The organism is Psychrobacter sp. 1U2 (assembly GCF_051847575.1).
The window spans coordinates 1-18548 of the sequence record NZ_JBPYDC010000035.1; the positions used below are offsets into that span (position 1 = coordinate 1).

Annotated in this window: 16 protein-coding genes; 7 read left to right on the forward strand and 9 right to left on the reverse strand. The window is 43.1% G+C overall.

Features of this window, described 5'->3' with window-relative positions; genetic code table 11:
* The first annotated feature begins 168 nt into the window (after positions 1-168).
* Positions 169-882 carry a DUF1499 domain-containing protein gene (locus ACS8FD_RS12200; RefSeq protein ID WP_439276096.1) on the forward strand — a complete coding sequence of 238 codons (714 nt, stop codon included), beginning with the start codon at positions 169-171 and terminating at the stop codon, positions 880-882.
* A 253-nt stretch (positions 883-1135) separates the two neighbouring features.
* Positions 1136-2620: a lytic murein transglycosylase gene (locus tag ACS8FD_RS12205; protein WP_439276097.1), complete on the forward strand. Its 1485-nt coding sequence runs from the start codon at positions 1136-1138 to the stop codon at positions 2618-2620.
* Between the two features lie 84 nt (positions 2621-2704).
* Here ACS8FD_RS12205 and ACS8FD_RS12210 read toward each other — a convergent pair whose 3' ends face one another.
* The 4 genes from ACS8FD_RS12210 to ACS8FD_RS12225 form a co-directional block, all read right to left on the reverse strand.
* The gene (locus ACS8FD_RS12210) at positions 2705-3004 is read right to left on the reverse strand and encodes a hypothetical protein (protein WP_439276098.1); all 300 of its coding nucleotides are present in this window, start codon (positions 3002-3004) and stop codon (positions 2705-2707) included.
* Positions 3005-3325: 321 nt separating this feature from the next.
* Entirely contained in the window at positions 3326-4351 is a 1026-nt protein-coding gene (locus ACS8FD_RS12215; RefSeq protein WP_439276099.1) for a DUF4062 domain-containing protein, read from the reverse strand.
* 143 nt (positions 4352-4494) lie between these two features.
* The gene (gene murI, locus ACS8FD_RS12220) at positions 4495-5340 is read right to left on the reverse strand and encodes a glutamate racemase (protein WP_439276109.1); all 846 of its coding nucleotides are present in this window, start codon (positions 5338-5340) and stop codon (positions 4495-4497) included.
* Positions 5341-5762: 422 nt separating this feature from the next.
* Positions 5763-6407: a DUF1285 domain-containing protein gene (locus tag ACS8FD_RS12225; protein ID WP_439276110.1), complete on the reverse strand. Its 645-nt coding sequence runs from the start codon at positions 6405-6407 to the stop codon at positions 5763-5765.
* 683 nt (positions 6408-7090) lie between these two features.
* Here ACS8FD_RS12225 and ACS8FD_RS12230 point away from each other — a divergent pair.
* Positions 7091-8728 (forward strand): electron transfer flavoprotein-ubiquinone oxidoreductase, encoded by a 1638-nt coding sequence (locus ACS8FD_RS12230; protein WP_439276111.1) that lies wholly within the window; start codon positions 7091-7093, stop codon positions 8726-8728.
* 131 nt (positions 8729-8859) lie between these two features.
* On the opposite strand, the gene ACS8FD_RS12235 is transcribed toward ACS8FD_RS12230, so the two are convergent.
* Entirely contained in the window at positions 8860-10356 is a 1497-nt protein-coding gene (locus tag ACS8FD_RS12235; protein ID WP_439276100.1) for an alanine/glycine:cation symporter family protein, read from the reverse strand.
* Positions 10357-11085: 729 nt separating this feature from the next.
* On the opposite strand from ACS8FD_RS12235, the gene ACS8FD_RS12240 reads away from it, so the two are divergent.
* The 3 genes from ACS8FD_RS12240 (at position 11086) to ACS8FD_RS12250 (ending at position 13936) form a co-directional block, all read left to right on the forward strand.
* A complete protein-coding gene (locus ACS8FD_RS12240) occupies positions 11086-11346 on the forward strand; it encodes a DUF4212 domain-containing protein (RefSeq protein ID WP_439276101.1) in 261 nt (86 codons plus the stop codon).
* 4 nt (positions 11347-11350) lie between these two features.
* Positions 11351-13219 (forward strand): sodium:solute symporter family protein, encoded by a 1869-nt coding sequence (locus tag ACS8FD_RS12245; protein ID WP_439276102.1) that lies wholly within the window; start codon positions 11351-11353, stop codon positions 13217-13219.
* A gap of 171 nt (positions 13220-13390) precedes the next feature.
* Positions 13391-13936 carry a hypothetical protein gene (locus ACS8FD_RS12250; RefSeq protein ID WP_439276103.1) on the forward strand — a complete coding sequence of 182 codons (546 nt, stop codon included), beginning with the start codon at positions 13391-13393 and terminating at the stop codon, positions 13934-13936.
* A 52-nt stretch (positions 13937-13988) separates the two neighbouring features.
* On the opposite strand, the gene ACS8FD_RS12255 is transcribed toward ACS8FD_RS12250, so the two are convergent.
* A complete protein-coding gene (locus tag ACS8FD_RS12255; RefSeq protein WP_439276104.1) occupies positions 13989-14585 on the reverse strand; it encodes a rhomboid family intramembrane serine protease in 597 nt (198 codons plus the stop codon).
* A gap of 88 nt (positions 14586-14673) precedes the next feature.
* Positions 14674-15726 carry a 5'-nucleotidase gene (locus ACS8FD_RS12260; RefSeq protein ID WP_439276105.1) on the reverse strand — a complete coding sequence of 351 codons (1053 nt, stop codon included), beginning with the start codon at positions 15724-15726 and terminating at the stop codon, positions 14674-14676.
* A gap of 277 nt (positions 15727-16003) precedes the next feature.
* On the opposite strand from ACS8FD_RS12260, the gene ACS8FD_RS12265 reads away from it, so the two are divergent.
* Entirely contained in the window at positions 16004-16897 is an 894-nt protein-coding gene (locus ACS8FD_RS12265) for a pirin family protein (protein WP_439276106.1), read from the forward strand.
* Positions 16898-16986: 89 nt separating this feature from the next.
* Here the strand turns inward: ACS8FD_RS12265 and ACS8FD_RS12270 are convergent, their stop codons facing one another.
* Both ACS8FD_RS12270 and ACS8FD_RS12275 read right to left on the reverse strand, forming a co-directional pair.
* Positions 16987-17523 carry a hypothetical protein gene (locus tag ACS8FD_RS12270; RefSeq protein WP_439276107.1) on the reverse strand — a complete coding sequence of 179 codons (537 nt, stop codon included), beginning with the start codon at positions 17521-17523 and terminating at the stop codon, positions 16987-16989.
* A 69-nt stretch (positions 17524-17592) separates the two neighbouring features.
* Complete coding sequence (locus ACS8FD_RS12275; RefSeq protein WP_439276108.1) at positions 17593-18450, reverse strand: exonuclease domain-containing protein; 858 nt, start codon at positions 18448-18450, stop codon at positions 17593-17595.
* Between the last annotated feature and the right edge of the window lie 98 nt (positions 18451-18548).

An 18548-nucleotide genomic window follows, 5' to 3' on the forward strand; every position in this document is an offset into this window, starting at 1 on the left:
CGATCTTAGAATGAAGCTATTTGCTGGTATCATTAATTCCGAGCTTAGACTATGACTTTTGCAAGAGGTCTAATGCTAATGCCGCCCTGAGCGTCACTGAGCATGTTTGGTTATTGACGCCTGACGCCTACCGTTAATAAATAATAGATCTTGAACTAGAGGCAGCATATGAAAATCATAGTGTTACTAATGAGCTTGGCGGCATTTTTGCTAGTGACGCTACCCGGTCCCCTTTATAAATCTGGTATTGTGGAGTTGGGGACTGCATTTGCAGGCTTTAAATATGCCGTTATCGCTGGTATAGCAGCGTTGATACTACTTATCATACAGATGCTATTTAAGCGAAAAACGGTGACTTTTACTAGTGCAGCGGTCGCGATAATCTTCTCCCTAGTCGCTATCATTATGCCCTTAAAGATGATGAGCACGGCCAATAATGTACCTGCTATCCACGATGTTTCAACCGATATGACGACGCCGCCCGAGTTTGTAGCGATTGCCCCGCTACGTGCTGATGCTCCCAACCCAGCGGCATATGCGGGTATTGAGACTGCCAGAAAACAACGCGAAGCTTATCCTGAGCTACAAACTTTACAGTATTCACAGCCGAAAGCGGAGCTAGTAGCCGCTGTTGAGCAGGCTGCTAATAATTTGGGATGGCAGTTGGTAAACACTGATAGCCGTTCTGGCCTTATTGAAGCCACTGATGCGACCATGTGGTTTGGGTTCAAGGATGATGTCGTGGTGCGTGTGGAAGATACTGGTGAGGAGCGCTTAGTCGATATTCGTAGTAAATCAAGAATGGGTAAGAGTGATTTGGGTAAGAATGCCGAGCGTATTACTGCCTTTATTAAAGAGCTAGATGCCGTTTTGAGTCAGTAATAGGCCGGTTAACTTTATTCATAGCGGACATAAGTTTGTGATGATAATGAAAATAAAGCGACTATGCTAATCATTAGCGTCACATAAGTTGCTTTTGTTCTCAGCCGTGTCAATGCCAACCTCTCTCTCATCCTCACCCTCCTGTCAGCTTATCGTAACCAAGCCGTGCTAGCGCTTTTCTTTATTATCGATATTGGTTACTCTAAATCAATCTTCGATTTTATAGTCTGTTTTACCTTTATAGGATGTCTTCATGCGTTTGACTCAGCTTTCTACTTTATCTTTATTGACCGCTGCTATTGGCCTCAGTCTTGCCAGTACCGCGCAGGCCGCTCGTCCGCCTGCACCTGACTTGTCTAATAGCGAATTTCAGCAGTGCTTAGATGGACTCAAAAACTCCAGTAAATTTCGCAGTGTAGACAGCTTCACCTTTAATAACTATCGCCCTACCCAGCCTGATCCGAGCGTGATTCAATCGCTGAACTATCAGCCTGAGTTTCAAAAAGACGTTTGGGATTATTTATCTGCGCTAGTGGATAAAGAGCGCGTCGAAGACGGTATCCGTGCCAAACGCCAATGGGGCGACACCCTGCGCCAAATCGAGTCGCGTTATGGTGTCAAGCCTGAGCATGTATTAGGGGTATGGGGTGTTGAGTCCAATTTTGGCCAGACTTTAGGCAAAAAGCCTTTGTTTGAATCCTTAGCGACGCTGTCTTGTTTTGATCGTCGCCAAAGCTATTTCCAAGGTGAGTTTGCCAATGCACTCAAAATCGTTCAACGCGGTGATATCGCACCAAGCGATATGACGGGCTCGTGGGCAGGGGCTTTTGGGCAGACGCAGTTTATGCCGAGTACCTTTTTAGAGCTGGCCGTTGATTTTGACGGTGACGGGCGTCGTGATTTGGTCAATAGCGTACCGGATGCTTTAGCTTCTACGGCTAACTTTTTGGATAACCGTGGCTATCGCAGCGGCGAGCCGTGGGGTTATGAAGTCAAGCTACCTGATGGTTACTGGGCAGCATCAGACCGTAAAAATAAAAAATCGATAAGCCATTGGCGCAATCAGGGCCTGACGCTAGCCAATGGCAGTCCGCTACCTTACGATTTAAATAGCGCCGGATTACTCTTGCCAGCCGGTATCGACGGTCCTGCTTTTTTAGTTGGTAAAAATTTCGATACTTTCTACTCGTACAATGCTTCAGAGAACTATGCTTTGGCGATTGCGCATTTATCTGATTTGATTACGCGTGAGGACAGCAGTAAAACCGACTTTGTTACCGCCTGGCCCACCGATGATCCGGGCATCAGCCGTCAGCAAGCCAAAGATATTCAGCAAGCCTTATTAGACGCAGGTTATGATATCGGCGGCGTCGATGGCATTATCGGTGATAATACCCGTACCGCGATTCAGCAGTACCAAACCAGTCGCGGTATCTTTCCCGCTGATGGCCGCGCCGGTCAGAAGTTTTATCGTACGATTATTGGCAGTGCTGCCCCTAGTCAATATTCTAACCAATATGGCCAACCCGTAAATAATCAGTCAATCAATAGCCGGCCTCTAAACCCAGCGCCTGCCGATCGTATGGGTCAACTGATTCAGCAGCAAACGAACACGCCTAATGTCTATTCCCCGCAGCCCTCTGTGCAGCGCTCCATTCAACCGGACAATTCTGAAAATATCCGCTATCGCCGAGTGACTAATAGTGATGGTAGCGTACGCCTTGAGCGCATCAACTAAGCTATTTCATTAGACTTTAAAAATGGCGTAAAAAAACCACATCAACTTGATGTGGTTTTTGTTTTGACTACTCGTTATTTTGGTTTATACAATAGGCGGCGGATTAGGCTCACCATTATCGCCGCCCCAATTTTCGCGGGCTTTGTCGTCGAGATCAGCAGGCGTTTTTGGCTCCCACTTGCCATTTTCTTTCCAAGTGTCATCACCCCAATCCTCGTCTTCTTCTTTTCTATCCAAATCCTTATAGGCTTGGCTAGGATCGATACCGCGGCGCTTCATATCAGCCACTTGCTCTTCTAAAGTACGAAACTGATCAGCATCATGCATGGCTTTCTCTAACCCATCAATTTCATGTTTTAGTTCATCATTTTTAGAGTTACTCATTACGCTCTCCTTAATCCAGTAAATAATTTACGAAATATCTTCTATAAGACTAAAGTCTATTGAACAGCAGTCAGACCTAATTTTATTTTTCTTATTCATGATAGTCATGTGCTAATGGTCATTTGTTAATAATAATTATCTTGTCTAATGGTACTTACTATTATTATGAATATAGACGAGTTTAACAAGCGTTGACACGTATGCTTTGTATTACGAAACGTAGTCCTGCTCGACTCTTTAAAAGCCTAAAGGTGTTTTTATAGTGGTGGAAGTTTTCGATAGCAGACAAGCTTTGAGTTTAATGTTGATAAATTGCGCGTGCTAATCTTGAGTAGATGATTTTTGTCTATTGTTATTGCTGGTTTTATTTTCTGCTAATAATTTTTTGGCATAAAAAGTCAAACTCCAAAGCTCTTTGGTAGAGCGTATCTCAGAACCAGAGCTCTTTATCTGAATCCAGTTGGCGGCTATCAATAGTCTTTGTAGCTTATCTAGATCGCTTTTTATAATCTGACAGCGGGCAACAGCATGAACTTTAGGCATGAGCCGTTTGATATCACCTTCAGCTTTAGGCGCAATCAACCGGTTGAATTGGCTTTGTAGACCATAACTTGAAAAAAAAGCTGGCATCTCTCCTAAGGCAAATAAAATATTTTGCCAAGTGATCGACATCGTCATCATCACATCAGTTAAGTTACCATCTTCGTAGGCCTGAGCACTGTACTCGATATCGAAAGACTCGTTTAGCTCAATCGTTGTGGTGACACTATCGCTAGCTTCAAAACTGTTACTCGTCTGATGACGAGCATTTGCTAGACGGCTTGCTTGAGGATTTAAATTTCCGCGGGTATTCGCCGCCGTCTTGCTGACAAGATCTCTAGCATTTATCCATCCTGCTGCTAAGTTCGACTTTTCTATCATATTAGCGTGCATGCTACTTAATAGCTGCTTAATATCAGTATTATCATCATAATAGTGCACTTGATTCTTCTTTTGTTCTACCATACGAATAAAGGCTTTGAGTGACTCACTGACCTCGTCAGGGTCATAGTGTCTTTTTATGAGCGTCATCATTGGCTTGACTCGAGCCTTTGCATTAAAGTAACTCAAATGCATTTGACTAAAACCTGTATTCTGCACTGCTCCATAACTATCACCAATCACCATCAGCACATAATCACAAGCATCAACGCATTGCCGACCGTATAACGCCGATTGTGCTAAATGGGTTGAGAGATCATACGTCAAAAACGCTCGCGACTGAAAAAACACCGCCAAACTATCCAAAATCAGTGGCTGACTATGGGCAACGCAGATAACATGAATGTGATATCGACGGTTTGGCAAAGTGACCTCTACAGTATATGGCTATGTTCATGCTCGTATTGTGTCTAAAACATGGTTTTATTATTATTTATTTATCCTAACACAATACGGTTAAGCGTATTTTTTAAAATACTAAACCGGGTTTGCAGATAATGGCTCTAATATTAAGTAACGTATTGAATATTGACCTGCTCACCAAGCAGACGCTTAATGACTCGACCCAAATTATCGTCGTATTTACTCGTATAAAGCCGCAATGGATTATCCACCCTAGTCTTGTCTGACCTAGTTTTATCTGACGAAGCTAGCATCTGCTTTTCTATTAGTAAAGAGCGCACTCGAGCAGCGATTGCCTGCCCTGAATCTACTACCGTTATCGGCAGCTGTTGCTCACGAATCTCTTGCAACAGAAATTCCTTAAAAAAAGGATAATGCGTACAGCCTAGGACTAAATAGTCGATATCATCATCAGCCAGTTGCTTTAGCTGTTGCCGCAGGCGGATAGCCGTTGGTGAGACAATAGGCATCCCCGCCTCTACCCATGGTACCAATTCTGGATTGAAGTATTTGCTCACTGATATATGGTTAGGTTCAGCTACCTCAGCGATGACTTGATTGAGCAAAGTGCCCTCAAGGGTGGCTTTGGTTGCCATGACAGCGACACGGCCGCTACGACTACCTAACACCGCAGGCTTAAGCGCTGGCACTAATCCTACGATAGGTATCTGCCGATAGCGTTCGCGGGCTATCGTCAGCGCGTGAGCAGAAGCGCTATTACAAGCGATGACGATAAGTTTGCAGCCTTGCTCATATAGCCACTGCACTGCCGTTAGTGTCAAATCTTTGATATCTTGGCTATCGCGATTGCCATAAGGGACGTGCTTGGTGTCTGCATAATACAGATAGCGTTCGCCAGGTAGCTGCTGAGCTAAGTGCAGATACACTGATAAGCCACCTATACCTGAATCAAAGACGCCTATCGGTGCTTCACTAAGAGCATGACTTAGCATGTGCTCTGGCGCGTGATTTAAGGCAGCGTTTGGCGCGTTGTCTATAGTACAAACATCGCTCTGCTCGCTATTAACTACTGATTGGTTATTGTTTTTGGACATATCATTTTTATAAATAGTAGTGTCATCGATAAGGAGCTCTAAACCGTTAGCCATAGCATCGTCATTTATAGTTCGCCCATTATAGGCTTAAGTTGCCTCATAGCTTAACTGCCATCGTTTATCTGTATCTTAGTGTTTGAGTACTCTAATCAGATCAAGAGTATATACTAGATACTAATAGTTTATGTTCAATCTCGACAAAATATAGCTAATAGAAGATGAAATGAGTTTTAGGTTTGGCAAATATTACCAAAAAACCTTAAAAGCCGACAACTAAGCCAAAAATTAGTATCCCTAACTGAGAGAAAATATCTGTTTAGCTACTCATCTTCAGGCATGGAGAGCCGATACTCTTGGCCCCCACTTTGTAACGTCAGAATAGTCGTTCCTGCTTGCTCCCTCAGCGTACCAATATCCGTTAAATGATAAAAAGCATTGCGACCGATAAGCGCCTTTAAATCATTACGGACCATCATATAAGGTCGAACTTGTCCCTCGGTATCACTATGGGCCGCAGAGTTGTCTTTGCTATCAACATGAAAAGCTCGTAGCTCTATAGGATGCTGCGGATCAAGTCGAACGATATCACCGGTTGATGTACTAAATTCAAGCCAGCTAACTCCCTCCTCGTTGACGATACCGACATCGTTGATGAGCAGCGGCGCATCTTCGACTTTAATGCGCAGTTTTTGTACCGGTGTTTTTAAAAAATACTCCGCCTTGCCGTCTTTGTCTTCTTTCCATAAAATGGTTGCAAACAAACTGACTAATGACTCACGCGTCATATGTGTCCCCTCGTGCCACCATTCACCATTAGCTTTTATGACAAGGTCCATATCCATGACCTGTTCAGGATGCCATTTTTCTAACGGCGGTATACTACGACCTTGACGCGCCCCTGCTGATGACTTTAAATACTGGCTAAGCGCCTCCATGTTACTCAAGTCTGATGGTATATCCTGCATAGCGTTAGCGGTATCGATCGCATTTTTCTCATCGAAATTGTTACTCTTATCCATAAGGCAGTTTCCTTGTTAGCGATATATTATTAGTTCAAGTTTGCTGTGTATGATTGAGTGATTCATTTTAGTTTTAGGTTAAGTCGCTCAATATCTTTATATTCATGGTAGGGTTTAAGCTTCACCTTAACATTGATGTCCATAAATGCGTATCGTGTTTGTGGTGTTTTTCTTTTATAATGAGTAACGATTTTTTTGAACCGGTTGTGTGAGCGTCCCTTCAATTACGACCACAAAGACAGCTTTATCGAGTAGCCCAATATCTTAGGCAGTGAATAGAGCAAGCCTTATTAAGTGACGATGCGAATAATGTCCTAAGATAAGCCACTAAGAATTTAGGAGTAGGTATGCAAGAACAAGACAAGCAAGCGCCAGTTGTAGATGCAGAATCTGATATCACTAATGAGGTGGTAACGACAGAAGCTACTGAAGTAGAAGCGAATTCGGTGGATAAAGCAGAAGTAGTAGAAGAGCCAATCGCCGAAGAAGTGGTTGTTGAGGAACCCGTAGTTGCCGAAGAGCCAGTTGTTGAGGAAACGGCTGTAGAAGAACCGGTTACTGAAGAGCCAGTCACCGAAGAAGCGGTTGTAGAAGAGCCTGAACCAGAACCAGAGATTGAACGCGAGTCGATGGAGTTTGACGTTATTGTCGTCGGTGGTGGACCTGCTGGCCTATCTGCTGCTATTCGTCTGCGTCAACAGGCTATCGCCGCAGGTAACGATGAGTTTATGGTTTGTGTGGTCGAAAAAGGTTCTGAGTTTGGCGCTCATATCTTATCAGGCGCGGTTATCGAGCCGCGTGCCCTAGATGAGCTGATTCCAGATTGGAAAGAGAAAGGCGCACCGCTCAATGTGCCGGCGATTGAAGATCGCGTCTATATGCTCGGTTCTGCGACCAAATCCACGAAGCTTATGGATTCAGTGGTTCCGGCTCTCATGCATAACGATGGTAATTATATCGTCTCGTTGGCTAATGTCGTACGTTGGCTCGCTGAGCAAGCCGAAGAGCTGGAAGTGATGATGTTCCCAGGCTTCCCTGCCGCTGATATTCTCTATAATGATGATGGTTCGGTTAAGGGTATCTTGACTGGAGATATGGGGGTTGCGGCAACGGGTGAGGAAAAACCAAGCTTTGAACCTGGCTATGAGCTCCTCGCTAAGTACACTATCTTTGCAGAGGGTAGCCGCGGTCATCTTGGCAAACGCTTGATTAGCCGTTTTGGTCTCGATAACGACTCTGACCCACAGCATTATGGTATTGGTTTAAAAGAGCTTTGGGATATCGATCCTGCTAAGCATGAAGAAGGCGTAGTACTACACGGTTCTGGTTGGCCGTTGAGTGATACCGGATCTTCCGGTGGTTGGTGGTTGTATCATGCTGAGAACAATCAAGTCAGCTTTGGTATGGTCATCGACTTATCTTACTCCAACCCTTATATGTCACCGTTCGATGAGATGCAGCGCTTAAAGCTCCATCCGCTTATTCGCAACATCTTAGAAGGCGGCGAGCGCATCTCTTACGGCGCACGCGCACTGACCAAAGGCGGCCTCAACTCTTTACCGAAATTCACCTTCCCAGGTGGTGTGCTAGCAGGTGATGACGCCGGTTTCTTAAACCCAGCTAAAATCAAAGGAACGCATACGTCAATGAAGTCCGGTATGCTCGCTGCTGAGGCTATCTTTGAGGCCATAGAGGCCGGGCGTCAGCACGATGAAGTAGTCGCTTATAGCACTATGTATAAAGAGTCTTGGTTATATCAAGATAACTATGAGGCGCGCAACTTTGCACCTGCTATGCACCGTATGGGTCAATGGATGGGCGGCGCGTTCAACTTCATCGATCAAAACCTGCTTGGCGGTAAGATGCCGTTGACTATTCGTGATAACTCGCATGACTACCATCACTTAGAGCGTGCGGCTCATGCTTATCAGCCGACTTATCCTAAGCCTGATGGTAAGCTTATCTTTGATAAGCTCTCCTCCGTATTTATCTCAAATACCAACCATGCAGAAGATCAGCCTGTACACTTAAAGCTGACAGATCCAACGGTACCTATTGCTATTAACTTACCCTTATATGCTGAGCCGGCGCGTTTATACTGCCCAGCTGGTGTTTATGAAGTGGTTAAAGATGCAGAAGGCGCTAAGTTCGTTATCAATGCGCAAAACTGTGTGCATTGTAAAACTTGTGATATCAAAGACCCCTCGCAGAACATCACTTGGGTAACCCCAGAGGGCGGCGGTGGTCCTAACTATCCAAACATGTAAGCACTAGCTTTAAGCTAAGCTATACTAAAAAAACCGCTCTTAATAGCATTAAGAGCGGTTTTTTATGGTTATTTAGAGTGCTAAGATAACGTCGTGACAAGATAACGTCACGACAACGCTCAAGTTAGTGCCTAGTCAATCCAAGCATCACGGTTGGCCTCGTCTCTTAATTTGACAAAATCATCCGGATTAAATTTGATTTGATCGCCGGTCTTGCCCGCTTTTATCTGACGCTCATAATCGCGCAGTATTCTAAGTGCCACCGGCGATAAGAACATAATAGCGATTAAGTTGGTCAATGCCATGAGCCCCATGGATAGATCAGCAAAGTTCCATATCGCAGGCAAGCTGGCAATAGCGCCGACAAACACCATCGCTAATACCATAAAGCGAAAGACCATAATCATCACTTTGGCATTCTTACTACCAGAGATAAACTCAAGGTTAGACTCACCATAGCTATAATTAGCGATGATAGAAGTAAAGGAGAAGAAGAAAATCGCAACGGCAACGAAGATAACGCCATAATCACCGACATACTGCGATAACGCCAACTGCGTAAGCTGAATACCCTCTTGCTCAACATTCGGGTCCACCACGCCTGATAATATAATAATCGAAGCGGTTGCGGTACAGATGACGAGCGTATCCATGAATACCCCTAGCATCTGCATAAAGCCTTGCACCGCAGGATGATTGGGATTAGTTTTGGCGGTAGCCGCTGCATTGGGCGCTGAACCCATACCCGCTTCGTTAGAGAATAGACCGCGCTTAACGCCATTAATGATAGCTTGAGCGATACCGTAACCTAATACCCCGCCCACTGCTTGCTCAAAACCAAATGCTGATTTGACAATTAAAGCAATGGCGGCTGGGAATTGGCTAAAGTTGGTTATAATAATAAACAGTGCTAATAAAATATATAAAATCGCCATGATCGGTACGATTTTACCCGCTATACGCGCCACTGAACGCAGACCGCCAAATACCACCGGTGCGACTAATACCACTAAAATCAAGCCGGTCATCCAAGTAGGAATACCAAAGGCCTCATTCGTCGCTTGCGCGATCGTATTAGACTGCACGCCATTGAATGCCAAGCCAAAAGCGACTAGCAGACAAACGGAGAAAAACACCGCCATCCAGCGCTTGCCCAGACCTTTTTCGATATAATAAGCGGGACCGCCACGATAGACATTATCAGTGTGCGGTACTTTATAGGCCTGTGCCAAAGTCGACTCGATAAAGCTGGTCGACATACCGACTATCGCGGTCATCCACATCCAGAATATAGCGCCAGGGCCGCCTAAATAGATAGCAATCGCCACCCCTGCTAAGTTACCAGTGCCGACGCGCGCAGCTAATGAGGTCATCAAGGCTTCAAAAGAGCTGATACCGCCATCTTTGCGCCCTTGGTTAGACACCCATAACAGTTTCCACATATGCCCAAAGTGCCGAAACTGCATAAAGCGCGTCACGACCGTAAAATAGAGACCCGCACCAATCAGTACAAACATCAACAAGCCATACCATGGATTGCTAGCGATTAACCAATCATTATTACCCCAAATAATACTCACACCGTAGTTCACGATACTGTTGAACCACTCTGCAATACTTTCACCCATGGTGTTACCTCTTCTCTTTATTATCGATACAACTATTTATCATGAGTTTATTGTTTATCATGAAACTACTGTGTATCGAATTTTCTTATCATAAAAATCATTAAATGTCTAGACATGCGAAGCAATTTTAGCAAATAAAAGTTTGCTAGCATAATCACGCAAGAAGATAGCTTTTATATTAGCATTCACTAAATAAATGATAACTAATTGCTCTAGTTTTCGCTGTCTTCTTTGACTTGTTGTTTAAATCTATATTGTCAAGGGTACAGTATACCTGTCTTTGCGCCTTTAACTCATATCGTAAAGTGTATTTATTTACAGTTTATGCATTCCGTTACCACAAAGTAATTTTAAATTACGTATTGTTAATTGACCCAATTTTGTATATATTCCTAATAAGTTTATGACTGCGCAGTGTAGTCATCGACAAGAAAGACTATAACGAATACTTAAATTTGCAAATTTTATTTAGAGTTGACTAGAGTTATATGTGATGACACCGTCGCATATCAATTAATGTTTGATAAAACTGGTTAAGTAAGCAATTAGTCGTTATGCTTGAACCATCTATATAAGTCTATAGAGCCGAAACGGTTGTAGCTTTATATAGATAGCACTGAATAATTGGTGCGTTAGCCGTGATTGTTAACTCTCAATCATCAAGCAAATATAACTAATTAGCAGCGGCTCGACCATCTTGTTTTATTGTTAGGCAAAAGGAGTTGTCCTATGGAGAACCACAACGATCCATCCGGTTATTGGCGCGCCAATATTCGTCTTATTATAGGTAGCCTTATCATTTGGGCATTATGCTCATATGGGTTTGCAATTCTATTACGTCCATTGTTAGCAGGTATCAGAATTGGTGGTACCGATTTAGGCTTTTGGTTCGCTCAGCAAGGATCCATTGGCGTATTTATCATCTTAATTTTCTTCTACGCGTGGCGTATGAATAAGTTAGATAAACAATATGGCGTAGACGAGGAATAAACCTATGAGTCAATTTATAATCAATATTATTTTTGTAGGGGCATCCTTTGCGCTCTATTTCGGCATCGCGATTTGGGCTCGTGCTGGTTCTACCAGTGAATTTTATGTCGCAGGTGGTGGTGTCCATCCCGTAGTCAACGGTATGGCAACCGCAGCTGACTGGATGAGTGCAGCGTCCTTTATCTCTATGGCAGGCTTGATCGCTGCCAGTGGTTATGGCGCTTCTACTTATCTCATGGGTTGGACGGGTGGTTACGTCCTCCTAGCGATGCTACTAGCCCCATACTTACGTAAGTTCGGTAAATTCACAGTCCCTGATTTCATCGGTGACCGTTTTTACTCTAAGACTGCCGCTATGATTGCGGTGGTATGTTTGATTGTGGCTTCAACCACTTATGTTATCGGTCAGATGACAGGTGCTGGTGTTGCTTTCTCACGCTTTTTAGAAGTTGAAAATACCACAGGTCTTATCATTGCTGCTATTGTCGTCTTCTTCTACGCCGTACTAGGTGGTATGAAAGGGATTACCTACACCCAGGTTGCACAGTATGTAGTACTCATGATTGCCTATACTATCCCAGCAGTCTTTATCTCACTTGAGCTAACAGGCAACCCAATTCCAGGTTTAGGATTATTCTCGAACCACGTTGAATCAGGCGTACCTATTTTGACTAAGCTTAACCAAGTGGTTACTGATCTTGGCTTTGCTTCTTATACCGCTGATGTTCCTAATAAGCTCAATATGGTACTGTTTACTTTATCTCTAATGATAGGTACAGCAGGCTTACCGCACGTTATTATTCGCTTCTTCACGGTACCTAAAGTGGCTGATGCACGTTGGACAGCTGGTTGGACACTAGTGTTTATTTCACTACTATACTTTACAGCTCCTGCAGTCGGCGCTATGGCACGTTTAAACTTGATTGATACCGTCTATCCACAAGGTGTTGAAGCTGAGCCGATCAACTACGATCAGCGTCCAGACTGGATGAGAACATGGGAAGACACAGGTCTTATTAAGTATAACGATTTAAATAATGATGGTCGTATTCAGTTCTATAGCGACGGTGGTCTAGGTGCCGCTGAAGCCGCTCTAGCTACTGCTACCGCGGATGGCGGCGATGTTGCAGCAGCCACTGCAGCTGTCGATGAAGCCCGTGTCAAAAACAGTGAAGTATTAGATGGCGAACTTGCTGCTCGTGGTTGGGCTGGTAATGAGTTAGATGTTAACGCTGATATCATGGTACTAGCAAACCCAGAGATTGCCCAGCTTCCACCTTGGGTTATTGGTCTTATCGCTGCAGGTGGTCTAGCTGCCGCCCTATCTACAGCAGCCGGTCTACTACTCGCTATCTCATCAGCGATCAGTCATGACTTGATCAAACGTAATCTGAATCCAAACATTACTGATAAGCAAGAACTGAAATATGCTCGTATCACTATGGGTATCGCTATCGTTGTTGCCACATGGTTGGGTATTAATCCACCAGGGTTTGCCGCACAGGTAGTAGCATTAGCCTTTGGTATTGCGGGAGCTTCGCTATTCCCAGTGCTAATGATGGGTATCTTCTCTAAGCGTATTAACAACCTCGGTGCTATCTGCGGTATGTTGTCAGGCTTGATTACTATCCTAGTCTACATCTTCGTATTCAAAGGTTGGTTCTTTATCAGTGGTACGGCAAACTTCCCTGATACTGAAGAGTACTGGTTATTCGGTATCTCACCATTGTCATTTGGTGCCGTTGGTGCTTTAATCAACTTTGTTGTAGCGTTTGTGGTTTCTTATGCTACTGCGCCACCACCACCACATATCCAAGAGTTAGTTGAAAGCGTACGCTCTCCACGTGGAGCTGGCGGTGCTATCGATCACTAAGCGATAGATTAATAGGTTTACGTGTATTGTTCATTCCATTTATCACTCACAGGCAGCAACTGCTTGTGAGTGATTTTTTATTCGCTCATAACTATACTAGCACTGACATAATCTCCAATTGTATAAGGTGGTTCTGTCATAATTGGTGCTGATTGCATTAAGGAAGGTTTTATGCTTTTTGAGTTTATTGCTACCATAGCCGCGGCTTTTGGCATGGCGGGTTTAGCCCTTGTTATAACTCACCTCACTAAACTGGCAGGTAAGCGCGCACCAAGATGGCTTGTTCCCTTGTTTGCTGCTATTGGTATTTTTGGCTTTCAGATTCATCAAGAGTACAACTGGTATCCTCAACAAGTCGCTGACCTACCAGAGGGAGTGAACGTTGTAAAAACGGCTCAGAGTAGCACTTGGTTTCGTCCGTGGTCTTATGTTAAACCACAGACTTTTCGTTTTATAGCAGTAGATAGTGTTGGTGCTCGTACACAAATAGATAATCCGAATATTCATTTGGTTAATTTATATCTATTTGAAAGACGTTTGAGTGTTCAGCAGATACCACAAGTCATTGATTGTGCAGCACCTGCACGTGCAGATTATGTCCTACAAGACAAAGAAAGTGAGCTGAATATAGAGGAACATGTCAAGCAGACGACTAAGTGGCGAGAGTTAGAAAAAGAAGACCCGTTATATATAAATGTCTGCACAGATCAGAGATAAGAGGCTAATCAGTAAAAGCAGAATTGGCTGTTTCAAACCAGTTTGCTTAGGGCTATTTAGCCATTTTATAAGCGTGCTTTGAGTTTGCCCCTATCAACAATCCGGCGCATAGACCACCAAAATGCGCTGCAAAAGAGACTCCTGGCTGCGGCATTAGACCTTGTTTAATGGTCAGCCAATACCCTGCTCCCATAATAATACAAGCGAGCAAATAGCCCCAGCGCCTTCCAAATACCGCCCCGCCTATCATAAATCCGAGCATAGCAAAACAGAGTCCTGAAGCGCCAATGTGGATAGAGAGTGGTGAGCCGATAAGCCAAGTCATTACCCCAGAGGCGATAATAAGCTGTAAAGTCGTACGATAAGCGTTGTTTTCAAATAAGCCAAACAAGAACAGTATCTGCAATAACACTAGCGTATTACCTATGATGTGCGAGAGGTTACCGTGCATCGTCCATGACGCAAAAACGCCAATCATACTGCGTAAGTCAAGCGTACGCGGAGCAATACCGAAAATATTCCACAAGCCAAACATGACGGTATTATTAATGATAAACATACCCCACATAGGTATTAATACGAATGCGTATAAGCCTATGACTTGCTTTAAGCGCCTCATAGTCAGAGATAGTACGGCTTGTCCATTCATCGATTGCCTCTTTTTATGCTACTTATAATCCTTCAAAACAGTGCTAGCATCAGTGAGAATACTTTATGTTATATCCAGCTGAAATAACTCAAACCTTAGGCGCAAAAATTGGCTGCACGGTCGGCTTGAAGGTTAAAGATGACGTTAGGTCATTGGAGTCTAAATAACTATTATCATGCAGCAGCGATGTAGAATGATAAGGAACTAAGGCGGTCGGCATAAAGCGGCGTGCAGCATCTATGTGCTTTATAGAATCGTCAAAGAAAATATGCGGGGCAAAAGTTTTGAGTACGGAAGTTTTTTCAAGCCCCCCTAAAAAGAAAGCCATATCAACATCTACGCCCCAAGCTCTCAAGGTTTTTATCGCTCGCAGGTCTGCAGGAGCATTGCGAGCAGTCACTAAAGCAATCTTTATCGGACAATGATGTACCTTGGCAGGTAAGCGCTGCTGCAATTTCGACAGCTTAATTAATAACTCCGCATAAGGGCCCTTTTCGATCGGTAAATCGATCATCTCAGCTTCTCTATCATGAAAAGCTTGTAGGCCTTTTTGTTTATATAACAACTCTCCTGAATCGTCGAACAATACCGCATCCCCGTCGAAGGCAATGCGCAGCTGATCGGTATCAAGCGTATAAGTGTTGACGGGAGTTGCGTCCAGTATCGCACAAGCGCAACTATTAGCATCGGCTACTTGCTGAGCGTCCTCTCGATTGGTCGTCAAAAACAGATCTACGTTAAAATCTTCGATATATGGAGCGACAGGACTTCCGGATACGAAGGCGGAGCGTGAAATATTCAATCCATTCTCACGGATAGCGTTAAGCACTTGAATGCCCGTATCAGGACTGCTCTTTGAGACAATGACCACCTCAACTAGTGGCGATTCGGTCGTTGCATCAGCTGATAGACAGTCGTTACAGTAATTGTTTAGATTTAGCAGCGCTTTAATTAATGGGTACCCTGCACCACTACCAAGTGGCTGATCTTCACGCTTCGCCATATAATCGCGAAACTCTTTCACTGCCTCATCAGGGCGCTGCTGTAACAGCAGTAAAAGGTGGTTCTCAGACTCTGATAAGTCAAACAATGCGGTTGCTGATATAGCCACTATTAAAGTATTCGTTAAATCGACTGCCATTTTACTCATTCTCTATCGTAGGTGTGGTGATTTATGATTGACATTTAGTTTAGCAATTAAACCTCAATAGGTAAGTAAGATTTTTATTATTGACTATTTACTATAAAAACTCTTCTACTGTATTAGCATATAGTTAAAAAATATTTAATAATAGTTATTATAAATATAATAATTCTAAATAATATTATTGAAATTTATCCTGCTGACCTCAAATAAATAGCTAAGAGTGATAAAACTCAGCAATGATCAATTGTAATAAAAAAAGCAGGAGAGAATAATGGCTAACCCTATAGCGAATAGCGTAAAAGATACTGTCACCCAATCACGTCAAATCGAACAGCTTTTTGCTGGAGTAGACACCCAAGATGGTGCAGGCGTTAAGCTCACGCGCGTACTGACGCAGCAGCTACAACAGCGCCTTGATCCTTACTTAATGCTAGATAACTTTAAAAGCGATAATCCAGATGATTATGTCGCAGGTTTCCCAAACCATCCGCATCGCGGCTTTGAAACCATTACTTATATGATTACGGGGCGTATGCGCCATCGTGATAGCGCGGGTAATGAAGGGCTATTACAAAACGGCGGCGTGCAGTGGATGACTGCAGCTAGCGGTGTGATCCATTCAGAGCTACCGGAACAAGAAGATGGCGCGATGGAAGGCTTCCAGCTTTGGCTCAATCTACCTGCTAAAGATAAAATGAATGACCCTTGGTATAAAGACTTCCAAAGTGATGACCTACCTAAATACACCACAGAAGATGGCGTTGATGTCACGGTGATTGCGGGTACATCGCACGGCATTAAAGGTGCAGTTACCCGCGAAATCACTGAGCCGACGTATTTAGATATCCATCTACCGGCAGGCACGAGCTTTAGCCAAGCGATTCCAGCCGATCACAATGCGTTTGCCTTTGTGTATCGCGGTACGGTAGATATCGAAGGCGAAACCGTGCCGACTAAGACCATGGCTATCATGAAAAATGATGACAATACTGATGGCGTTACCATTACCGCCGATAGTAGTGAGGATACCAAAGTGATTTTGATTACTGGACGACCACTACGTGAGCCGATTGTTCAATACGGTCCCTTTGTGATGAACAGTCAGCAAGAAATCATGCAAGCGGTTACTGACTTCCAAAGTGGTAAGTTTGGTGAAGGTGCTTAATTGTTAGCTTAATTTGTTGAATACTCTATTAAATGTTAAAGCCCGTATTCGTTCGCTAATATGGGCTTTTTATTGTCTTAAAAGTTTTTTTATAGCTTATTTGCACCTCTTAAAGCCCAAACTACTACATTATCTCTTTCTAACTGAGGTTGACGACCCAACTCAAAATTAGGACATATAAAAAACACAAATTTCAATCTGGCTTCAGTTGCTAGTACTTTATCTATATCTTTCTTAAGCTTTTGATTGTTAGTTGGAGTTACTGACGCAAAAACTTCAGCAGACAGTTCACCACATTCAGACTCGATGTCAGAGCCTGGCGCAGTGCCAAGATTAAGTTTAAATGGAGCTAGCTCAGGAAATTCGGTAAATAGAACTTCTAACGCATAGAACGATGCTAGATAAGTAAAAGATTGGTTAATCTGCTCTATTATATTAAGTTCGCGCATAGAGTTTAAAGGATCAAAACCTATACCGCCAAATTTCATTTTTGAAAAGAGCGTTTGTGAATAATTTGATGTAATCTCAGAACTAATCTGCGATAAAGTCTTATCCATTGATTCGTATAACTTTTGCTCAAGTTGTTCGAGTTCTCTGATATTATTCACTATAAAAGATTTGAGCATTTACTTCCTTATATCTTCCTGAAAGATTGAAAACTAATATTTTTAATTTCGAGATATGCTTTACATCGATTAATTTGCTTGAGCTACTAATTCTTTAAAATCACTCTCTTGTAGAATACGTATATTTTGTCCTTTCGAAATTAAATCTTCTGCCTTAACGTGCTTTGAACTCTTCTTCTTACCAGCAAGCTTAGTTATATCTTGATCGCCTACTACAACTAATGTTGTTTTCTTCGTAACACCTGCACCAATCGCAAAACCAACGCTCGCTGCTAATTTTGCCGCCTCCGCTCTAGAGATTAGAAGAGCTCCAGTAAATACTAATGTTTCACCATAAAACTCTCCTTCAAAGTTCCCTTCTCTTTGAATTGAACCTTTACCATCACTCCCTATAGACTTATTGACACGATAGAGCAATTCATTAATATCAGTTCCAGTTTTATCCATCGCTGACAATATAACTTGTCCAGCAGCTTTGGCGTCTTCTAATGCATCATGATGGTTGAACTCATACCCTATAATCTTACAAACATTAGCTAAGCCGTAACCATTCCAAGCACATTCATCCCAAGTTCGACGTGCTACACGCGCTGAGTCCAGCCAAGTAACATCTAATTGATTCAAAGAATACTTCTCAAAAGCTTTACGAATAGATACGCGATCAAAATGTGTATGGCTAACACATACTGAACCTGAAATAAAATTTGAAAGCTCTGATGAAATTTCGTCAAAAGTCGGCGCATCTCTAACATCTTTCTCATTTATACCATGAATACTGATATTGATACTGTCAAAATAATCTTCAGGATTTATCAGACTAGACCACTCTTCTTCTAGAACCCCATCATTGTATTTAGCCAAGCCAATCTGGCATATTGACGCCATATCAGCATTCGCTGTTTCTACATCTATTGCAACAAATTCCATTTTATATAGCCTTTATAAAAGTATAGTCAGTCTTTTATAAATAAGATACAATACTTTTAAAACTGAGAGAAAGATATTAATAACGATGACTTATTCTG

Coding starts and splice junctions, on each gene's coding strand:
- ACS8FD_RS12205 (WP_439276097.1), top strand. CDS start 1,136: ATGCGTTTGACTCAGCTTTCTACTTTATCTTTATTGACCGCTGCTATT.
- ACS8FD_RS12275 (WP_439276108.1), bottom strand. CDS start 18,450: ATGGAATTTGTTGCAATAGATGTAGAAACAGCGAATGCTGATATGGCG.
- ACS8FD_RS12255 (WP_439276104.1), bottom strand. CDS start 14,585: ATGAATGGACAAGCCGTACTATCTCTGACTATGAGGCGCTTAAAGCAA.
- ACS8FD_RS12200 (WP_439276096.1), top strand. CDS start 169: ATGAAAATCATAGTGTTACTAATGAGCTTGGCGGCATTTTTGCTAGTG.
- ACS8FD_RS12265 (WP_439276106.1), top strand. CDS start 16,004: ATGGCTAACCCTATAGCGAATAGCGTAAAAGATACTGTCACCCAATCA.
- ACS8FD_RS12225 (WP_439276110.1), bottom strand. CDS start 6,407: ATGCAGGATATACCATCAGACTTGAGTAACATGGAGGCGCTTAGCCAG.
- ACS8FD_RS12235 (WP_439276100.1), bottom strand. CDS start 10,356: ATGGGTGAAAGTATTGCAGAGTGGTTCAACAGTATCGTGAACTACGGT.
- murI (WP_439276109.1), bottom strand. CDS start 5,340: ATGCTAAGTCATGCTCTTAGTGAAGCACCGATAGGCGTCTTTGATTCA.
- ACS8FD_RS12270 (WP_439276107.1), bottom strand. CDS start 17,523: ATGCTCAAATCTTTTATAGTGAATAATATCAGAGAACTCGAACAACTT.
- ACS8FD_RS12230 (WP_439276111.1), top strand. CDS start 7,091: ATGGAGTTTGACGTTATTGTCGTCGGTGGTGGACCTGCTGGCCTATCT.
- ACS8FD_RS12260 (WP_439276105.1), bottom strand. CDS start 15,726: ATGGCAGTCGATTTAACGAATACTTTAATAGTGGCTATATCAGCAACC.
- ACS8FD_RS12250 (WP_439276103.1), top strand. CDS start 13,391: ATGCTTTTTGAGTTTATTGCTACCATAGCCGCGGCTTTTGGCATGGCG.
- ACS8FD_RS12245 (WP_439276102.1), top strand. CDS start 11,351: ATGAGTCAATTTATAATCAATATTATTTTTGTAGGGGCATCCTTTGCG.
- ACS8FD_RS12240 (WP_439276101.1), top strand. CDS start 11,086: ATGGAGAACCACAACGATCCATCCGGTTATTGGCGCGCCAATATTCGT.
- ACS8FD_RS12210 (WP_439276098.1), bottom strand. CDS start 3,004: ATGAGTAACTCTAAAAATGATGAACTAAAACATGAAATTGATGGGTTA.